The sequence below is a fragment of the Necropsobacter massiliensis genome (assembly GCF_000827595.2).
GTDB lineage: Bacteria > Pseudomonadota > Gammaproteobacteria > Enterobacterales > Pasteurellaceae > Necropsobacter > Necropsobacter massiliensis.
Map to the genome: position 1 here is coordinate 1 of NZ_LN776216.1, position 259 is coordinate 259.

Sequence of the window (259 nt, forward strand, 5' to 3'; positions counted from 1 at the left end):
CAGAGACAGAGGAATGTGCTGGGAAGCACAGCGACACAGGGTGATAGCCCCGTACTCGAAGTCCAGGTCGTGGTACTAAGCTAACGAGAAGTAAGGCGGGACACGAGAAATCCTGTTTGAAGAAGGGGGGCCCATCCTCCAAGGCTAAATACTCCTGATTGACCGATAGTGAACCAGTACTGTGAAGGAAAGGCGAAAAGAACCCCGGTGAGGGGAGTGAAAGAGAACCTGAAACCGTGTACGTACAAGCAGTGGGAGC

1 rRNA gene is annotated in these 259 nt (G+C 52.9%); it reads left to right on the forward strand.

The features are described 5' to 3' along the window. Window positions 1–259: ribosomal RNA gene (locus BN3349_RS11940) — 23S ribosomal RNA — on the forward strand; the annotation flags it as partial.